General features: G+C 51.3%; 16 protein-coding genes. 10 read left to right on the top strand and 6 right to left on the bottom strand.

The features are described 5' to 3' along the window. Nucleotides 1-152 precede the first annotated feature (152 nt). From glnK to BZG83_RS00595, 5 genes are all read left to right on the top strand, one after another. Nucleotides 153-491, top strand: a complete 339-nt coding sequence (glnK, locus tag BZG83_RS00575) for a P-II family nitrogen regulator (RefSeq protein ID WP_069586419.1) — start codon at nt 153-155, stop codon at nt 489-491. An 18-nt stretch (nt 492-509) separates the two neighbouring features. After that, nucleotides 510-1739, top strand: coding sequence for an ammonium transporter (locus BZG83_RS00580; RefSeq protein WP_077478964.1), 1230 nt, complete (start codon nt 510-512; stop codon nt 1737-1739). A 164-nt stretch (nt 1740-1903) separates the two neighbouring features. Further along, on the top strand, nt 1904-2920 hold the full coding sequence (locus BZG83_RS00585; RefSeq protein ID WP_077478965.1) for a Fe(3+) ABC transporter substrate-binding protein: 1017 nt from the start codon (nt 1904-1906) through the stop codon (nt 2918-2920). Between the two features lie 62 nt (nt 2921-2982). Beyond that, nucleotides 2983-4614 (top strand): ABC transporter permease, encoded by a 1632-nt coding sequence (locus BZG83_RS00590; RefSeq protein WP_077478966.1) that lies wholly within the window; start codon nt 2983-2985, stop codon nt 4612-4614. Further along, a complete protein-coding gene (locus tag BZG83_RS00595) occupies nt 4611-5657 on the top strand; it encodes an ABC transporter ATP-binding protein (RefSeq protein ID WP_077478967.1) in 1047 nt (348 codons plus the stop codon). The genes BZG83_RS00590 and BZG83_RS00595 overlap by 4 nt, the downstream gene beginning before the upstream one ends. Before the next feature lie 48 nt (nt 5658-5705). Here BZG83_RS00595 and BZG83_RS00600 read toward each other — a convergent pair whose 3' ends face one another. Continuing rightward, complete coding sequence (locus tag BZG83_RS00600) at nt 5706-6314, bottom strand: TetR/AcrR family transcriptional regulator (RefSeq protein WP_069586424.1); 609 nt, start codon at nt 6312-6314, stop codon at nt 5706-5708. A 347-nt stretch (nt 6315-6661) separates the two neighbouring features. On the opposite strand from BZG83_RS00600, the gene hpt reads away from it, so the two are divergent. Continuing rightward, the gene (gene hpt, locus BZG83_RS00605; protein WP_069586425.1) at nt 6662-7192 is read left to right on the top strand and encodes a hypoxanthine phosphoribosyltransferase; all 531 of its coding nucleotides are present in this window, start codon (nt 6662-6664) and stop codon (nt 7190-7192) included. 101 nt (nt 7193-7293) lie between these two features. Here the strand turns inward: hpt and secF are convergent, their stop codons facing one another. The 4 genes from secF to can all read right to left on the bottom strand — a co-directional run bounded on the left by secF (nt 7294) and on the right by can (nt 11229). Continuing rightward, complete coding sequence (gene secF, locus BZG83_RS00610; protein ID WP_077478968.1) at nt 7294-8190, bottom strand: protein translocase subunit SecF; 897 nt, start codon at nt 8188-8190, stop codon at nt 7294-7296. A gap of 12 nt (nt 8191-8202) precedes the next feature. Further along, nucleotides 8203-9981: a protein translocase subunit SecD gene (gene secD / locus BZG83_RS00615; RefSeq protein WP_108742939.1), complete on the bottom strand. Its 1779-nt coding sequence runs from the start codon at nt 9979-9981 to the stop codon at nt 8203-8205. A 105-nt stretch (nt 9982-10086) separates the two neighbouring features. After that, complete coding sequence (locus tag BZG83_RS00620; protein ID WP_077478970.1) at nt 10087-10464, bottom strand: hypothetical protein; 378 nt, start codon at nt 10462-10464, stop codon at nt 10087-10089. Nucleotides 10465-10554: 90 nt separating this feature from the next. Continuing rightward, entirely contained in the window at nt 10555-11229 is a 675-nt protein-coding gene (can, locus tag BZG83_RS00625; RefSeq protein ID WP_077478971.1) for a carbonate dehydratase, read from the bottom strand. 213 nt (nt 11230-11442) lie between these two features. Between can and BZG83_RS00630 the strand changes: the two genes are divergently transcribed. The 4 genes from BZG83_RS00630 to BZG83_RS00645 all read left to right on the top strand — a co-directional run bounded on the left by BZG83_RS00630 (nt 11443) and on the right by BZG83_RS00645 (nt 16741). Continuing rightward, nucleotides 11443-13098, top strand: a complete 1656-nt coding sequence (locus BZG83_RS00630; RefSeq protein WP_077478972.1) for a SulP family inorganic anion transporter — start codon at nt 11443-11445, stop codon at nt 13096-13098. A 284-nt stretch (nt 13099-13382) separates the two neighbouring features. Continuing rightward, complete coding sequence (locus tag BZG83_RS00635; RefSeq protein ID WP_069586431.1) at nt 13383-15035, top strand: SulP family inorganic anion transporter; 1653 nt, start codon at nt 13383-13385, stop codon at nt 15033-15035. 15 nt (nt 15036-15050) lie between these two features. Further along, nucleotides 15051-15974, top strand: a complete 924-nt coding sequence (locus BZG83_RS00640) for an ABC transporter ATP-binding protein (RefSeq protein ID WP_069586432.1) — start codon at nt 15051-15053, stop codon at nt 15972-15974. Further along, entirely contained in the window at nt 15971-16741 is a 771-nt protein-coding gene (locus tag BZG83_RS00645; RefSeq protein WP_069586433.1) for an ABC transporter permease, read from the top strand. The genes BZG83_RS00640 and BZG83_RS00645 overlap by 4 nt, the downstream gene beginning before the upstream one ends. A gap of 87 nt (nt 16742-16828) precedes the next feature. On the opposite strand, the gene mrcB is transcribed toward BZG83_RS00645, so the two are convergent. Then, nucleotides 16829-19162 carry a penicillin-binding protein 1B gene (gene mrcB, locus BZG83_RS00650; RefSeq protein ID WP_077478973.1) on the bottom strand — a complete coding sequence of 778 codons (2334 nt, stop codon included), beginning with the start codon at nt 19160-19162 and terminating at the stop codon, nt 16829-16831. Between the last annotated feature and the right edge of the window lie 6 nt (nt 19163-19168).

Raw genomic sequence — 19168 nt, forward strand, 5'->3', positions numbered from 1 at the left:
GTCGAGATGGTGAATAGTTTGCACTAAAAAAGTGCAAATGTGCGCCTTCCCCCAGTTAGTTTCTGTAATGTCCTGATTTTTATCTAATTAATAGTTGGCATATCTCTTGATACTTATTGACTGATGCAAACATAAGGACTCAGGAGAAGGATATGAAACTGATTAGCGCCATTATCAAGCCTTTTAAGCTTGATGACGTCCGTGAAGCACTATCCGACGTCGGCATTGACGGCATGACAGTGTCAGAAGTGAAAGGATTTGGCCGCCAAAAAGGGCACACCGAACTGTATCGCGGCGCCGAATACCAAGTCGATTTTTTGCCGAAGGTGAAACTCGAAATCGCCGTCCAGAGCGATAGTGTTGATGCCGTGGTGGAAGCGATTTCCAAGGCGGCACAAACCGGCAAAATCGGCGACGGTAAGATTTTTGTCTTTGACCTCCAGCAAGCCGTGCGGATCCGCACTGGCGAAATGGATCTGGAAGCAATTTAATCACAGGGAGTAATCACAATGGAATTGGTCAATACGGTTACTGAGTTACGTTACGCACTCGACACCTTCTTTTTCCTTCTATCCGGTGCGTTGGTGATGTGGATGGCGGCTGGGTTTGCCATGTTAGAGGCAGGGCTAGTTCGCTCGAAAAACACCACTGAGATCCTCACCAAAAATATTTGCTTGTATGCGATTGCTTGCACCATGTATCTGTTGGTGGGCTACAACATCATGTATGTCGATAACAGTGCGGGTGGCTTTATGCCCTCGTTTGGTTCGCTGATTGGAACGCAAGCGGCCGATGCAGATCACTCTCTTGAATCGGACTTCTTTTTCCAAGTGGTGTTTGTTGCTACTGCAATGTCTGTGGTCTCGGGCGCCGTGGCAGAGCGTATGAAGCTGTGGGTATTCTTGCTGTTTTCTGTGGTGCTCACCGCGGTCATCTATCCGGTAGAGGGTTACTGGACATGGGGTGGTGGCTTCTTATCCGAAGCAGGCTTTAGCGATTTTGCTGGCTCAGGTATCGTGCATATGGCGGGCGCGTCAGCTGCATTAGCGGGGGTAATCTTACTGGGGGCACGCAAAGGAAAATACGGCAAAAACGGTCAAGTGAATCCGATTCCTGGCTCGAACCTGCCTCTAGCGACCTTGGGTACCTTTATCCTATGGTTCGGTTGGTTCGGCTTTAACGGTGGTTCACAGCTGATGGTGTCAGACTTTGAAAACGCCACGGCGGTAGGACAAATTTTCTTGAACACCAATGCGGCGGCGGCAGCCGGTGCGATTGCTGCCTTACTGGTGTGTAAAACACTATGGGGCAAAGCCGATTTGACAATGATCTTAAACGGTGCATTGGCCGGTTTGGTCGCCATTACCGCTGATCCCTTATCCCCCACGCCAGTCGCTTCGCTTATTATCGGTGCGGTATCGGGCGGCATTGTGGTGTTTAGCATCGTCGGCCTCGATAAAATTAAAATCGACGATCCAGTGGGTGCGATTTCGGTGCACGGTGTGTGTGGTTTCTTTGGCTTGATGGTCGTGCCGCTGAGCAACGCAGACGCAAGCTTTGGTGCACAATTGCTGGGGGCGGCCGTGATCTTCGCTTGGGTCTTTGGTGCGAGCTTTGTGGTGTGGTTGGTACTGAAGAAAACCATGGGCATTCGTGTTACCGAAGAAGAAGAGATGTCAGGCATGGATTTGCATGACTGCGGTATTGATGCATATCCCGAATTCGTTAGCGTGAAATAGTCACTCGTACGGCACTTAGTTAAACTCTGAAACGAAACCTTACATTTTTGATGTTGGGTTTCGTTTTTTTTTGCGTGGCAGAATATTGAGCCCAAAATCATTAGCTGTATACTAACGAAACTGAGAAACGTTATCATTTATCGTCTAATTTAAGGACTGTTACGATGAAAAAACTGCTAATCGCCTCTGCTGTTACGGCTAGCTTATTAGGAACGAGCGCCGCCTTTGCCGCTGAAGAAGTGAACGTCTACTCGTATCGTCAACCTTTTTTGATTGAGCCTATGTTCGATGCGTTTACTGAAGAGACGGGCATCAAAGTCAACGTGAAGTTTGCTAAACAAGGTATGGCGGAGAAGGTGAAGCAGGAAGGCGAATACAGTCCTGCAGATGTATTGCTGACCGTCGATATTTCTCGCCTCAAAGACTTGGTTAATCACGATGTGGTTCAGCCAGTGCAAAGCGATGTGATCGATCAAAACGTTCCTGAGCAATTCCGTGACAGTGAAGATAAGTGGGTTGCGTTAACTACTCGTGCTCGCGCCGTTTACTCATCGCGTGAGCGGGTCGGTAAACTGGGTGATGATTTTGATTATCTCGACTTGGCAAAACCTGAATGGAAAGGCAAGATTTGCACCCGTTCAGGCAAACACCCTTACAATGTGTCTTTGGTGTCTGCCATCATCGAAAATCACGGTGAAACTACCGCTAAAGAATGGCTGAAAGGGGTGAAAGCTAACTTGGCGCGTAAACCTCAAGGTAATGATCGTGCACAAGTCAAAGCGATTAAAGAAGGCTTGTGTGACGTTTCTTTGGGGARCAGCTACTACCTTGGTAAGATGCTGAACGACGAAGAACAAAAAGCGTGGGCGGAAGCGGTATATATTAACTATCCTGGCCAAAATGCGCACGGCACCCAAGTGAATGTGAGCGGCATGGCGATGGCGAAGTATGCGCCGAATAAAGAAAACGCTCTTAAACTCATGGAATTCCTAACGTCAGACAAAGCGCAGCACATGTATGCTGAAGTGAACTTTGAAGAGCCAGTGAAACCTGGCGTAGAAAAGTCTGAGCTAGTGGCATCGTGGGGCGAGTATAAGCACGATCCTATGCCGCTAGAGGCCATTGCTGATAACTACAGCAAATCAGTGAAGCTACTGGATGAAGTCCAGTTCGATCTGTAAGCCTCTACACGGGGTGCGTGGCACCCCGGTTGTCTTTCTCTGACGCCTGAATGTTGTAGGCTATGCAAGACAGATTACCCGTTATTAAAACCAGCAGTTGGGGCCTAGCCCTGCTGCTGGTTTTGCCGATCTTGGCAATCTTCTACACCGCAATCGGTGATACAGATGATATTTTCTCCCATCTGTTTGAGACCGTTTTGCCGACGTATACGCTCAATACCAGCTTATTGGTGGTGGGGGTCGTGGTTATTGCGATTGCATTAGGCGTGCCGACGGCTTGGATGCTTGCCATGTATCAAGTGCCGGGCAGCCGACATTTGCAATGGGCGATGGTACTGCCATTAGCCATGCCGGGTTATATCATCGGTTACATCTACACCGATTGGTTTGATTACGCGGGGCCGTTACAGCGCCTGCTGCGCCATTGGTTTGAGTGGCAAAGTGTCAATGATTACTGGTTTCCAGATATGCGGACCTTACCGGGGGCGTGTTTTGTGCTGGCATTGGTGCTGTACCCATATATCTACCTGCTGACTCGCGCCGCATTTATGGAGCAAAGTGTCACCTTGACGCATTCTGCGCGTCTGTTGGGATGCTCGCCACTGCAAAGTTTTCGCCGTATCTCCCTGCCTTTGGCTCGTCCAGCCATTGCCGTCGGGGCATCGCTGGTGGCAATGGAAGCGCTGGGAGATTTTGGTACGGTTAACTATTTTGCCGTGAGTACATTAACCACCGCGGTATATGATACTTGGTTGGGTTACTCAAGTTTAACGGCGGCGGCTAAGATTTCTGCCATTATGCTGGTGGCCATTTTTGTATTGATCAGTGCCGAGCGCTATGGACGACGTAAGCAAGCGCAATTTACGCCGTCATCCAGCAGTGATGCGATAGAGAAAACCCCTCTGTTCGGTTGGAAGAAAGTGGGCGTGGTTGTCTGGTGTTGGGGCTTGCTATCGCTGGCGTTTATATTGCCGCTGCTTCAACTGATCATTTATGCGTGGCACTACTATGCGCAAAATGCCATCGACGATTTTCTCACCTTTAGCTACAACAGCTTTTATACCTCCAGCCTTGCGGCTGTGGTTGCGGTCGGCATTGCATGGACCGTCAATGTGTATCGCCGCTTACGCGGTCATGGTTTGAGTGTCGCGCCCATGCGTCTCGCTTCTATGGGGTATGCGGTGCCGGGCACGGTGTTAGCGATTGGGGTGATGCTGGTATTAACTCGAGGCGATCACCTGATCAATGACATCGCCAAGGCGTATGACTGGGGACGCCCCGGTTTGGTGCTTTCTGGCACCATGTTTGCCYTGCTCACTGCCTTTGTGGTGCGTTTCAGTGCGGTCGCGATCGGCAGTATTGAGTCTAGCATGGCAAAAATACCGCCATCACTCGACATGGCGGCGCGTACTATGGGATGCACGACCAGCGGCGTGATTCGTCGTGTTCATCTCCCCTTAATTCGTCGGGGGACTTTAATTGCGATGCTGTTGGTCTTTATCGAGTCGATGAAAGAGTTGAATGCGGCGATTTTACTGCGTCCGTTTAACTTCGAAACCCTTGCTACCTACGTGTACAACTTTACCTCGGATGAGCACCTCGAATATGCGGCCTTACCTGCCATTTTGCTGGTGGCGGTAGGGCTGATACCGCTTATTTTGATTAACCGTTCGCTGGAGCAGAAATACCAATGAAGTGCGCCCTGTCGATAGAAAACCTGACCTGCAGTTATAACGGCACGCCAGTGCTCAAAGATCTGTCTTTGCAAGTCGCGCCGGGTGAGATTGTGTGTTTGCTCGGCGCCAGCGGCTGTGGCAAAACCACCTTGCTAAAAGCCATGGCTGGGTTAATCCCTCTGAGCGCGGGCACGCTGTCGATTGGGTGTAACATCATGGAAGATGGCCAGTATTCGGTGCCGCCTGAGCAGCGCAATATTGGTATGATTTTTCAAGATTATGCGTTGTTTCCACACTTGACCGTCGCTGAGAATATCGGTTTTGGTCTCACCTCACTAGTCGCGTCTGTGCGTAATGAAAAAGTGGCTGATATGCTCAAGCTCGTGCGCCTTGAAGGACTGGGCGAGCGCTATCCGCACCAGTTATCCGGTGGTCAACAACAACGAGTTGCGATTGCGCGTGCGCTGGCTTATGAGCCTGATCTATTGCTGTTGGACGAGCCGTTTTCCAATATTGATACTCAAGTGCGTCATGACTTGATTGAAGAGATCCGCCGGATCTTTAAATCACAGGGTGTGACGGCGATTTTGGTCACGCATAGTCGGGAGGAAGCCTTTGCGTTTGCGGACAAATTAGCGGTGATGAACCAAGGGATTATCGAGCAATTTGGGGATACGACTGAGGTGTATTACCAGCCGAAAAGCCGATTTGTGGCCGATTTCTTGGGACAAGGCTCTTATGTTCCAGTGACTGTGTCGGCGCAAGATCAAATGCAGACGCCGCTGGGACCTTGGCCGCGGCCAGTGCATTGTCACCCCGGTCCACATTGGTGGTTGCTTCGCCCGCAATTTTTGAGTATCCGAGCGGATGCGCAAGGCGAGGGGCAGGTATTGTCTCAGCAATTTATGGGTGACAGCAGCCGTTACACCATTGATATTCACGGTCAAAAATTGTCGGTGCATGCACGAGAGCCATTATCGGTGGGGGATACGGTAAGTCTCACTATTCGCCCTCATGAGCCGGTGTTATTTAACGATGGACCCAGCTTTATTGATGCTTAAACGAAAAAAGCCAACCGTGAGGTTGGCTTTTCGTCATCGGCGCGCAATTTAAGCGCCTTGCTGACACAGTACATCGATGTACTTTTGTGCCATTTCGCTCAATGCTGCTTTATCGGGTTGCTGGTGCGCTTGTAAAAACAACACATAGCAAATCCCTGCAAGCATGCTCGCCAGCTCGCGAGGTTGGTGACGGTGAGTGAGTTCACCTTGCGCCATGCCTCGCTCAAACACGTGCACAAATTGCTCGACGGCATCGCGGCTGCCTTTTACAAAGCGTGGCCAAATGTCTTCGCGAATCGATGTACTCCATTCAAACCAGACTTTCATCCATGCTTTGTCTTCCAATGCGGTATCGATAATCTGCGAGGTAATGCAGTTAAGCGATGCACGCATTGATTGGCTATCGCGGGTGCAATCATTGATTAACGCAATGAAATGCTTTTCTGTTTGGGCCAAAATTTCCTCGACCAGATCTTCACGGGTCGGGAAGTAATTGAAGACGGTTGCCACAGAGACATTCGCCATATCAGCAATATCAGCGTGACCGGCACGACCGATTCCCCGTTTTGCAAACACATCCAAACCACAAGTTAACAACTGCTCTTTGCGTCTCTCTGGTGACAGTCGCGTCCTTGTTCTTTCATTTGATTGAGCCATCCTAAAACCTGCCAACTTATATTTAGTTTGTACAAATTAATTATTGTTTGTGCTAATAATTTTCTTAATTAGCGGGTTGAGTTTATACCAGCTTTCTGTGGCGTGACAACGGCTGGAAGGCCGATCTGGGCCGTAAATCGGTAATTTTGTCTGCAAAAAAAGTCATCTATTAATAAAAACACAGGCAGGGATTATTTTTTCTTATCAATCAGTGTGATAGTTAACTAGTGTAAGGGTACAAGCTAAGGTCAATCGGTGGAATTGGGATCCGCAATCGATTTAGTGCTAGACTATGCCACCTTTGTTATTGACCCCCGCAAACGTGGGGACAAACCATCGGGGCAGATATGAAACACACCGTTGAAGTGATGATTTCAGAACAGGACGTACAGGCGCGAGTAAAAGCCCTGGGCGCCGAGATCAACGAGCATTATAAAGACTCAAAAGACCTAGTATTGGTTGGATTGTTGCGAGGCTCGTTCGTCTTTATGGCTGACTTATGTCGTGCCATTGACTTGCCACACTCGGTCGATTTTATGACCGCATCAAGTTATGGCAATAGCATGGAAAGCACACGTGACGTGCGCATCCTCAAAGACTTAGATGATGATATCAAAGGAAAAGACATTCTTTTGGTAGAAGACATCATTGATACGGGTAATACGCTTAGCAAAGTGTGCGAAATTCTATCGCTAAGAGAGCCCAATTCCGTGCGTATTTGTACCCTACTTGATAAGCCAGAACGTCGTGAAGTGGATGTGAAAGTCGATTGGCTTGGCTTTACTATCCCAGACGAGTTTGTGGTTGGCGTAGGGATTGATTACGCGCAGAAATACCGCCACTTGCCATTTATCGGTAAAGTGGTACCGCTCGATTAATCGTGACGGTATTCTCTGAGCGCTGAGCCTCTTTGGCTGTCAGGCGATGATAAGCCATAAAAAACCGAGCAGACGCTCGGTTTTTTTGTCTCCATAGCGAGTTAATAGGCACCTTCTCGCTCGGGGGCCGGCGCGCGCTGATAATGCGCGGGAGACAATCCCAGCATTTCTTGTAGACAAGATGCCACCGCGACCGATGACCAAGTGCCAGTGAGTACGCCAACAAAGAGCGTCAGCGCAAAGCCGTACAAGGCATCGCCACCTAATACCAACAAACATCCGRTGGTAAATAGTGTGGTGCCGGCGGTGATCAAGGTGCGCGAGAAAGTCTCACAGACCGCAATATTGGTGCTGATATACACACATTGATTTGGTTTAGCTCTGAGCACATCGCGCAGCCGATCGCCGATCACAATCGAGTCATTGAGCGAGTAACCAATAACGGCGAGAAGGCCGGCAATAACATTGAGATCCATCGGCACAGCCAGTATCGCTAGCAGGCCCAAGGTGAGGATCACATCGTGCACCAACGCCCCTACTGCCGCCAAGGCAAGGCGCCATTCAAAACGAATAGCCAAGTAAAGCATGATAGCCAACGAAGCAACCAGCAGAGCCAATCCCCCTTGTTCAAATAGCACCTGACCCACTTGAGGGCCGACGACGTTCGCTTGAACCAAGTTAACGGGCATGGCGAGCGCGCTGCTGATTTGTGCGATGACCTGTTGCGGATCTTGCCATTGAGACGCATGAGGTAAAATGAGCTGCCACTGGCCATGAGTGGTGCTTGGCGTGAGTGTTGCCAACTCGCCAAATTGATTGTGCAGGGCAGCGATCAGCGTATCACTGCCAGCTAAGCTGGGTAGGGCGAAATCAATCACGATACCGCCAGTAAAGTCGATGCCCAAGTTTAGGCCATAATACGCGATCGCCCAGAGACTGATCACGGTGAGCAATCCCGAGAGCGCGAAGCTGGTATAGCGGACTTGTGTAAGTTTCATGACTGTAGCTCCTTAAATAGTCACGGCGCGGCGGCGGTCGCGTCCCCAAATTGGGTTGATGATAGCTCGCGTGCCGACAATGCCGCTGATCATACTGGCGCATAATCCCAGAATTAGCGTGGTGGCAAACCCTTGTAATGGACCTGAGCCGACCGCATACAAACAGACCGCTGAAATTAAGGTGGTGATATTGGCGTCAAAGATGGTGCTAAAGGCCGCTCGATAACCTGTATCAATGGCATTGGCTAGGCTTGCGCCAGCACGTAAGCGATCGCGAATACGCTCAAAGATAAGCACATTAGTATCGACCGCCATGCCCACGGTTAACACTAAGCCAGCGATGCCCGGTAGGGTCAACACGGCGCCGGGCAGCAGCGCGAGTAGGCCGACTTGCATCATCAAGTTGGCAACCAGTGAGACAATCGCGACCCAGCCGAAGCGGCGATACCAAAGCATCATAAAGATAGCCATACCTATCATGCCAACGGCCAGTGCAGAAAATCCTGCCTTGATATTATCGGCGCCCAAGGTCGGACCAATCGCGCGTTCTTCGACGATTTTAATTGGCGCGGTGAGTGCGCCAGCGCGCAGCAACATCGAGAGGTTACGGGCTTCTTCTGGGCTCGACAGGCCCGTGATCCGGAATCGATCGCTGAGCGCACTTTGAATTGTCGCGACGTTGATCACCCGTTCATTGGCAACCAGATCACCCTGCTCATTGGCTTGATACTCACGGTACACAGTGGCCATGGGATCGCCCAAGTGACGTCGGGTAAAGGCCAACATGGTCTCGCCACCGGGGCCATCCAAGCGAATATCAACTTGTGGACGACGCATTTCATCAACGCTGGTACGCGCATCAATAATGTGTTCCCCGCCCAAAATGGCGTGACGTGCTAACGGCACCACATTGTGCTGCGCGTCATACAGGCGTTTCGGGCTTGTGGCATCGAGGGCATAGAACGCGAGTGAGGCTGTCGCGCCAATGACATTTTTGGCTTGCTTAGGATCGTGCACCCCGGGCAGTTCGATACGAATATAGTCTTTACCCTGACGTTGTACACTCGCCTCAGCCACGCCTAAGGCGTCGATACGTTTGCGCAGAATATCGATATTCTGACGCACAGCTTGATGGCTCATCGCGTCTTGCTCGGTATCTGTCATCTGCCAGCCATTTGCGGCGCTATTGAATCGCCATTGCGGATAATGCTCGGTAAACCAAGCGCTGGCTTTGCTGCGATCGCTGGCACTGAGCATCGGCAATTGCACCGTGGTGTTATCTTTGGTGTTGACCGTGGCGTTAGCGGGTAAGTGCTGACTGTCTAACCAAAGGTTGAGGCCTTGCACTAACGCCTCGGCTTGATGAGCGAGTGCTTGGTCGGTATCAACCCAAAGTAACAACTGTACACCGCCACGCAGATCGAGCCCTAGTTTTACCGGCTCGGCGCCGAGGCGCGACAGCCATGTGGGTGCTGCGGATAAATAATCGAGGGTGATTTCCGCGTCGGGTCCTAGAGTGCCTTTTAATTGCTGTTGTACGTTCTGTTGCTGGCTAATATCGGGCGTGATTAAGGTAACCGTCCCTTGCGAGTCATAACGCACTTCACTCACGGCCTCAGGATGGGCTTTAAGCCAGTTTTGTAGTCCCTGATGCGAGTGATGCGACACGCTCACCACTGGGTGGTCGCCAAAAAAGCTTGGTAACGCCTGCACGGTCAGGACGATCAACATCAGGACTAATGCGGCGTAGTGCCATAAAGAATAGCGATTAACGGGGGATAATTTATTCATTCGTTCTCCTTGGCTGTGCATCACGCACAGCAAAACCTAATACCAAGCGCCAGCTCGATATTGTGATTGGGGGAAAGGCGCGACGGCCTTTAGGAAAGCGAACGATTAACGCGAATGAATAAAGCGATATTGCAGGTTGTGTTCTCGCCAGCCACCAAGACGGGGGAGCGAAAAAGCAAGATACTGGCGTGGCAGGCACACCCCAAGTGCGCACAAAAAGGCAATCAGGTGCCAAGCAAGGCGAATGTGCGGGGGAGGAAGAATCGCGACTAAATGTGGCGGTTGGGTATCGTCATCAGGCAATGCCGCAGGCAAGGCAACACTGGCTCTCGCGGTAGAAACGAGCGCCGGAGTTTGCTGAAGGGCATGGACTTGGCTGCTGGAGCGAAACGGTGAAACCTGTGCTTGCGCTGCCACATTGACCAGCACCGCAAACAGCATCATGCCCGCCATCAGCCACATGGTGAGCGGAGAGCGGTGCATTGTTGATGATGAAGCGTGCGCGATCGGAGTCATGGCGGTGTTGTACGACGATTAAGTCGCGATCACAAGTGTGACTGTGTCAGCACTGTGTCAATTCTCACAACAAACCGGCGCGGCAGAGTCGGGCACTAGATGACTCATCGCCGCTTGGTAGTTCACTTCCAGCGACTCGCGGCTATCTGCGGTCATGCCTAAATCGCGCAAAATACCGTCGGTGGTGTTGTAGAACCAACCATGTACTTTCACGTCTTGGCCGCGCTCCCAGGCCGCACGCAAAATGGTGGAATTGCCCAAATGATACACTTGCTCAGCCACATTAATTTCGCACAGGCGATTACCGCGTTCTTGGGGTGGCAGGCTGCCGAGATAATGTTTGTGTTTGAGGTACAAATCGCGAATATGGAGTAACCAGTTATTGATCAGACCAAGCTCTGGGTTATCAATAGCCGCGTGGACACCGCCACATCCATAATGCCCACAGACAATAATGTGCTTGATCTGTAGGACATCGACGGCGTACTGCACCACGGATAAACAATTGAGATCGGTGTGAATCACTTGATTGGCGACATTGCGGTGAACAAACAACTCACCCGAGTCTAATCCTGTCAGGCGCTCGGCGGGTACGCGGCTATCAGCACAGCCAATCCAGAGGTATTCAGGATGTTGTTCTTGGGCCAAGTTGGCAAAAAACTGGGGGTTACTGTCGCGAATATCTTGCGACCATGCTTTGTTGTTAGCAAATAAAGCTTTGATTTTGGCCATGGGCAACGTGTCTTTTGGCAAACATATCAATTGCCACTATACCTCACTGTTACGCCGTGAAATATACTGAGATCAATATTCACATCTTTTTACATTTATGACGCTCGAGGGATCACGCTGTTAACGGTGCGATCGACTGCTCGGATAGGTTAATGCGAGAAAATTCGTATACTGTCCGCTCCATGATGATCTTAACCGCAGTAGAGGTAGTGCGTGTTTGATAAAGGACGATTTGCACAACTGTCATTAAAGGGCGATCTATTCGGCGGCGTGACGACTGCTATTATTTCATTGCCTTTGGCGTTAGCCTTTGGTGTCGCCTCAGGCGCCGGTGCAGAAGCTGGACTTTGGGGAGCCATCTTAGTTGGGCTTTTTGCATCGCTGTTTGGTGGCTCGTCCACCCTGATCTCAGAGCCGACCGGCCCGATGACGGTGATCATGACGGCGGTATTAACTGCCATGATGGCGCGCTACCCGGAAGGCGGCTTGGCAATGGGCTTTACCGTGGTGATGATGGCCGGCGCGTTCCAAGTACTGATTGGCAGTTTGCGCTTGGGTAAGTACGTGACCTTAATGCCCTACAGTGTTGTTTCTGGGTTTATGTCGGGTATTGGCGTGATATTGATTCTGCTCCAACTTGCGCCGTTATTAGGGCAAGCTGCGCCATCGGGTGGTGTCCTCGGTACCTTAAAAGCCTTGCCGGATTTACTGGTTAATGCCGACATTAAAGAAGTCTTTCTCGGCGCGCTCACGCTGGGGATTTTGTTTTACTTTCCCGCTAAGTACCGCCGTTTCATTCCCGCGCAACTGGTGGCACTTGTCAGTATTACCTTGGTGTCGGTGGTACTCTTTGATACGGACAGCATTCGTCGAATTGGTGAGATCCCAACCGGCCTGCCGTCGCTCGTGATCCCTCATATCACCCCCGAGCATTTTACCGCTATGGTCATTGATGCACTGGTACTCGGGACGCTCGGCTGTATTGATACCCTGTTAACCGCCGTGATTGCGGACTCGCTGACCAGACAAGAGCATGACTCGGATCGTGAGCTGCGCGGACAAGGCATTGCCAATATGATCGCAGGGCTATTTGGCGCCTTGCCCGGCGCAGGGGCTACCATGGGCACTGTAGTCAATGTCCAAGTGGGGGCGCGTTCGCCGCTATCGGGCATTTTGCGGGCGCTTATTCTGGCTGCGGTGGTRTTGGTSGCCGGYGCGYTGACCGCGCCCATCCCGATGGCAGTATTGGCGGGCATCGCCTTGTAYGTTGGYTTTAATATCYTMGATTGGAGCTTTYTKCATCGCGCCCACAAAATCAGTTTGCAGCAGACGGGGATCATGTATGGCGTGATGGCACTGACTGTGTTCGTTGACTTAATCGTGGCGGTGGGATTAGGGGTCTTTATCGCTAACTTACTGGTAATAGAACGACTCAGTCGCGAGCAAGCGAAACAAGTGCGCGCAATCAGTGATGCCGAGGATGACGAGGTACCGCTGAATGATGAGGAGCGTGCCCTTTTAGATGCCAGTAATGGACAAGTACTGTTCTTCTATTTATCCGGGCCCATGATTTTCAGCGTCTCTAAAGCCATTGCGCGTCAACATGCGCATATCAATGAGTTCCGTGTGATGATTTTGGACTTAAGTGATGTGCCTATGCTGGATATGACCGTTGGGCTGGCGCTCGAAAACGCGATTAAAGATGCACGAGAAGCGAACTGTACGGTGTTTTTACTGTGCCCGCATGACGAAACGCGTGAGCAATTGCAGCGCTTACACATAGGTGATTGGGTCCGTGATGCACACATTTTCACCACACGTAAGCCGGCGCTTGAAGCGGCCAACCGATTAGTTGAAGTGATGCCATAACCTTATAGCGCGACGTGACCTTGCGGGTGATGTCGCGCTTTTCGCTCTTTTTTAGCGTTGCTAAGTTTTTGGCAAACCTTATTTTACAACGCTTTTATTTTAAATTTGCCACATTTCTACGCATTTCGAATCATTTGCTTGAAACTTGACCACGTGTTTTCCTACCTGATTTGATCTTACACACATTCCTATATACTGGCGCCCGCGCACCGGGTGAGTCCCGTGCCAGTGAGTAAAGCCGTCATGGCCGTGAAACTGCATACGACTTGAAAGGATCAAAGGTTTTGAAATTCGAACGATTCAAAAACTGGACCCTCAAAGGGGACCTGTTTGGGGGCGTCACCACGGCGGTTATCTCTTTGCCCCTCTCGCTGGCGTTCGGGGTAGCGTCAGGGGCGGGGGCGGAAGCCGGAATGTGGGGCGCCATTTTAGTGGGCTTGTTTGCTGCTTTATTTGGTGGCTCTTCAACGCTTATCTCTGAGCCAACTGGGCCGATGACGGTGATTATGACCGCGGTGCTCACTACCATGGTGTCGCGCTATCCTGAGGGCGGCATGGCAATGGGCTTTACCGTGGTGATGATGGCGGGCCTGTTCCAAGTGATATTGGGAACGCTCAAGCTGGGCAAGTACGTGACCTTAATGCCCTACAGCGTGATCTCCGGTTTTATGTCGGGGATTGGCGTTATCCTGATTATTCTCCAACTGCCACCCTTACTGGGCCAAGCCACGCCTGATGGCGGGGTGTTAGGCACGCTCAAAAGTCTTCCCGATCTGATCGCTCACACTCAGCAAAGCGAATTACTGTTGGGACTGGTGACATTGGGTATTTTGTTCTCCTTTCCACAGCGTTATCGGCGCTATATGCCGGTGCAGCTGGTTGCGCTCGTTGTGGTCACCTTACTGTCGATTGCATGGTTTGATTTGGCGGCGATTCGCCGGATTGGTGAGATCCCAACCGGGCTGCCAACCTTGGTGTTGCCTCAATTTAACAGTGAAATGCTCACCACCATGATGGTCGATGCCTTGGTTCTCGGGACCTTAGGCTGTATTGATACCTTATTGTCAGCGGTGATTGCCGATTCACTCACTCGCGAGGAACATGACTCGGACAAAGAGTTACGCGGCCAAGGGTTAGCGAATATGGTTGCTGGGTTATTCGGCGCGTTACCAGGGGCTGGCGGTACCATGGGGACGGTCGTCAATGTGCAGGTCGGGGGACGCTCACCGTTGTCGGCCATTATCCGTGCACTCTTGCTCGCGGCGGTCATCTTAGTCGCCGGCTTTCTGACTGAGCCCATTCCGATGGCGGTATTGGCGGGTATCGCTATTTATGTCGGTTTTAATATTCTTGACCGCACCTTCATCCAACGTGCGCATAAAGTCAGTTTGCATCAAACCGTGATCATGTATGGTGTGATGGTGCTGACCGTACTGGTGGACTTGATTGTCGCAGTCGGCGTTGGGGTGTTTATCGCCAATATTATCGCGATTGAACACCTGAGCCGGGAGCAAGAAAAGCAAGTGAAAGCGATCAGTGATGCTGATGAGGACGATGTGCCGCTTAACGATATGGAGCGTGCCTTATTAGACAGCGCGAACGGAAAAGTGTTGTTTTTCTACCTCTCAGGCCCAATGATATTCAGTGTCTCAAAAGCGATTGCACGTCAACATAGCAAAATTGAGGAATTTGATGTCATGATCCTCGACCTTAGCGACGTGCCCATGATTGATATGACTGTCGGTCTCGCGCTGGAAAATGCCATCAAAGATGCGTTAGACGTCAATTGCCAAGTCTTTTTGCTCTGTCCCCACCAAAAAACGCGGGACCAATTGGAGCGCTTGCATGTAAAAAATTGGCTCACTGACGATCACACCTTTGATAGCCGTTATGACGCATTACGCGCCGCGCACAAAGTGACCGAAGTTATGGCTTAAACGTAACGGGAGCTTATGAAAGCAATCGAAATTAAGGACCTGGTGAAAACGTACGGGTCCAATGTCAAGGCGCTTAAAGGGGTATCGCTCTCCGTGGAGGAGGGCGATTTTTATGCGCTATTGGGGCCTAATGGGGCGGGAAAATCGACCACCATTGGCATCTTGAGCTCACTGGTCAACAAGACCCAAGGTCAGGTGAGCATTTTTGGCTACGACTTAGACACGCAAAAGGTGGAAGCCAAAAAGCAAATTGGCCTTGTGCCGCAAGAGTTTAACTTTAACCAGTTTGAAAAAGTGCAGCAGATTGTGGTGAACCAAGCTGGATACTACGGTGTGCCGCGTGCTCAGGCCAAAGAGCGTGCGAAAAAATACCTCTCTCAGCTCGACTTGTGGGATAAACGCCATGAGCCGGCACGGAACTTATCGGGTGGGATGAAGCGTCGTTTGATGATCGCCCGCGCGTTAATGCACGAGCCTCGCCTATTGATCTTGGACGAGCCGACAGCTGGGGTGGATATCGAACTGCGTCGCTCGATGTGGGACTTTCTCAGTGAGATAAACCGCCAAGGGATCACCATTATTTTGACCACCCACTATCTCGAAGAAGCGGAGATGCTGTGTCGAAACATCGGTATCATCAATCGGGGTGAGCTGGTGGAAGACACGTCCATGAAAGCACTGCTTGCCAAGTTGGACGCGGAAACCTTCATTCTTGATTTGCAGCCTGGACATAAGCTCAGCACCTTAGAGGGCGTGAATTGGCAAAAAACCGACACTAACACCCTTGAAGTGGAGGTGAATAAATCAGTCGGGCTGACGCCGGTATTTGAACAGTTGTCGCAACAAGGTGTGCAAGTGCTGTCGATGCGAAACAAGGCGAATCGTCTTGAGGAGTTGTTTGTCACCTTGATTCAGCAAAATGGGGAGGGCCACGCATGAATGCCTTGTATTGGGTCGCTTTTCGTACCCTGATCCACAAAGAAGTGGTCCGCTTTACGCGTATTTGGGTACAGACCTTGGTGCCACCAGCGATTACCATGAGCCTCTATTTTATTATTTTCGGTAACCTGATTGGCTCTCGAATTGGTGAAATGGAAGGTTTCACCTACATGGAGTACATCGTGCCCGGGCTTATCATGATGTCGGTGATCACCAACTCTTACTCGAATGTGGCATCGTCCTTCTTTAGTGCCAAGTTCCAACATAATATTGAGGAGTTGTTGGTCGCGCCGATTCCAAACTACGTGATCATTGCCGGCTACATTGGTGGTGGCATGTGTCGCGGCTTGGCTGTGGGGGCCTTGGTGACCATGACGTCGCTCTTTTTTGTCGACTTGCAAATCGCGCACCCTCTGATTGTTATTACGACCGTGGTGCTGACGTCGGCGGTGTTTGCGCTGGGGGGATTAATCAATGCTATCTTCGCCAAAACCTTCGACGATATAAGCTTGATCCCAACCTTTGTCCTCACGCCATTGACCTATTTAGGCGGGGTCTTTTACTCGCTATCACTGTTACCAGAGTTTTGGCAGGGCGTGTCCAAACTGAACCCTATTGTGTATATGGTTAACGCCTTCCGTTACGGCTTTTTGGGTGTCTCGGATGTGGGAATTACCACCTCGTTTGGCGTCTTACTGCTGTTTATTGCGGGGCTGTATGCCTTGGCATGGGGATTAATTTCTCGAGGCACCGGATTGCGCAGCTAAGCGAGGGTTAATCCATGGCTAAGATGAAGCTATCTGATTGATCGTTAAAAAAGCCCCAGCAATCCAAGCTGGGGCTTTTAGGTTTTGTCAGTTAAACAAGCCTTTCAGCCATCCGACTGGGTCTGGTTTATCACACCGTTTCGCCAACTCACCATTCGGATCCCACATAGGGAGTTTTTGGTTACCGTAACAGTCCAGTTGATAGCGACTCGCGTTATGTTGCACCGTGACGGTGGTGACTTGTGCAGGCCACGCGACGCTGAGGTTGCTCGCACCGCGGCGCGTGAGGTAATCGTCATAGACACGCAACGCCCCTGATGCACCGGTCAGTCCCGTTGATTGGTTGTCATCGCGGCCCAACCAAATAGTGGTGACTTCCTTATCATCCATGCCAACAAACCAGCTATCACGGTTGTCGTCGGTTGTACCTGTCTTACCGGCGAGCGCAAACTGGCCATGATGTTGCTGCAAGTAGCGGCCCGTTCCTTGTTGAACGACTTGTTTCATCGCATATAAGGTTAACCAACCGGCTTGCTCTGGTACCACACGCTCTGCTTTGGGCCAGTTGCGATAAAGACTATGGCCTTCTTTGGTGGTCACAGCCCGCAGTGCGGTGAGAGGCGCGCGCTGACCAGCACTGCCGAGGGTTTGATACATCTGAGTAACGTCAAACGGACTCATGCTAAATGTACCAAGCAGCACGGATGGCACGCGTGGAATGGCATCAGTATTCGCACCCAGCTTGCCGAAGGTGTCAATCACTTCACCTAAGCCCAGTTGCATGCCGAGATTCACCGTGGGCACGTTATACGACTTGGCCAGTGCCGTGAGCAAAGACACACTGCCTCGGTATTGACGGTCATAGTTCCGCGGTTGCCAACTGCTGCCTTGACTGCCCTCAAGACGAATGGGTTTGTCGTCAATGTCGCTGGTAAGCTGAAAACGGGTCGGATGGCTTAATGCCGCAAGATACACCGCCGGTTTGGCCAATGACCCAATTGGGCGTTTTGCGTTCAGGGCGCGGTTAAATCCGGCGAAACCGGGCTTTGCGCCGCCGACCATGGCGCGAACYTCGCCACTGCGACGGTCGGCAATCACTGCTGCGGCTTCCAGTTGGTTACCGGCCCGTCCTTTTAATGCTTTGACCTTAGTGGTCACCGCGCGTTCGATGGCCTGTTGAGAGACAGGATCGAGGGTGGTGAATATGCGCAGGCCAGCACCAGCAGCGTATTTGTCGCCGACCTTTTGACGAATTTCTTCTTTGAGCTGATCAAAGTAAGCCGGTTGGGGGCGTGCCAGCGAGGGCGTGTTTTGAATATCTAGCGGGCGGCTGGCGGCCGCATCATAGTCTGAGCTGGTGAGTAGGTTTTGCTCCATCATTAACCGTAAAACGAGATCGCGACGAGTTTTCGCGCGCTCAGGATGACGGAAGGGGTTGTAATAAGACGGCCCCTTGACCATGCCAACCAACAACGCAAGTTGGTCAACGCGCAGCTCGTTGATGGGACGTCCAAAGTAGAGTCTGGCGCCCAATGGAAATCCATGCACAGGTTCACCGCGGTTTTGACCGAGATACACTTCATTGAGGTAAGCCTCGAGGATTTTGTCTTTGCTGTAGCGAAAATCGAGCAACAGTGCCATGTAGGCCTCTTGGACTTTTCGCCACAAGGTGCGGTCACGGGTTAGGAACAGGTTTTTGGCGAGCTGTTGGGTGAGGGTTGAGCCACCTTGTACAGTGCGACCTGCACGAATATTGGCCACCAAGGCTCGCAATATCCCCGTTGGAGAGACCCCCTCGTGGTGGTAAAAGTCGCGGTCTTCGGTTGTGATCAGGGCTTCTACCAGAAATTCAGGAAAGCGCTCCCGGGGTAAAAATAAACGCTGTTCGTGGATCCCAGACTCCATCATCCCCAATAACTTGGGTTCGATACGCAACAGCCCTAGCGGTTGGTTGCTGCTTACCTCGGTGATTTTGGTCACTTGGTTGCCGTTAAAGCTTAGCATGGCGTGCCGAGCGGTGGCCGGACCGTCTTCAAAGTCGAACGGACGGCGGATGATTTCTAACCGTGTCTGCGACGCTGAGTATTCACCGGGGCGCTTGGGGGTACGCACTTTTTGGTAGTTGAGTGCATCTAGCTGCTGGCGCAACTGAACCAAGGAAAAATCGCTCCCCGGTGACAGGCTAATCACACGGCCATAGACAACGCCCGGGAGCTGCCAAATTTGACCACTAAATTTGTCTTGGATTTTGCCATCTAAGTAAATACCGAGGATAACGATAGCCGCTATACCGACCAAACTGCATTTAAAGCCGAAGGTAAGCAAGCGCTTGGTCCAGCTTGGCTTGGCGGTCGCTTTTTTCGTCCGACGGGTCGGCGCGGTGCGTTTCTTAGTGCTTGTGCGTGTTTTTTTATTAGCCATACAATC

It is taken from the genome of Salinivibrio sp. PR919 (assembly GCF_001995355.1).
GTDB classification, from domain to species: domain Bacteria; phylum Pseudomonadota; class Gammaproteobacteria; order Enterobacterales; family Vibrionaceae; genus Salinivibrio; species Salinivibrio proteolyticus.

Coding starts and splice junctions, on each gene's coding strand:
- glnK (WP_069586419.1), top strand. CDS start 153: ATGAAACTGATTAGCGCCATTATCAAGCCTTTTAAGCTTGATGACGTC.
- BZG83_RS00580 (WP_077478964.1), top strand. CDS start 510: ATGGAATTGGTCAATACGGTTACTGAGTTACGTTACGCACTCGACACC.
- BZG83_RS00595 (WP_077478967.1), top strand. CDS start 4,611: ATGAAGTGCGCCCTGTCGATAGAAAACCTGACCTGCAGTTATAACGGC.
- BZG83_RS00600 (WP_069586424.1), bottom strand. CDS start 6,314: ATGGCTCAATCAAATGAAAGAACAAGGACGCGACTGTCACCAGAGAGA.
- hpt (WP_069586425.1), top strand. CDS start 6,662: ATGAAACACACCGTTGAAGTGATGATTTCAGAACAGGACGTACAGGCG.
- secD (WP_108742939.1), bottom strand. CDS start 9,981: ATGAATAAATTATCCCCCGTTAATCGCTATTCTTTATGGCACTACGCC.
- BZG83_RS00620 (WP_077478970.1), bottom strand. CDS start 10,464: ATGCACCGCTCTCCGCTCACCATGTGGCTGATGGCGGGCATGATGCTG.
- can (WP_077478971.1), bottom strand. CDS start 11,229: ATGGCCAAAATCAAAGCTTTATTTGCTAACAACAAAGCATGGTCGCAA.
- BZG83_RS00640 (WP_069586432.1), top strand. CDS start 15,051: ATGAAAGCAATCGAAATTAAGGACCTGGTGAAAACGTACGGGTCCAAT.
- BZG83_RS00645 (WP_069586433.1), top strand. CDS start 15,971: ATGAATGCCTTGTATTGGGTCGCTTTTCGTACCCTGATCCACAAAGAA.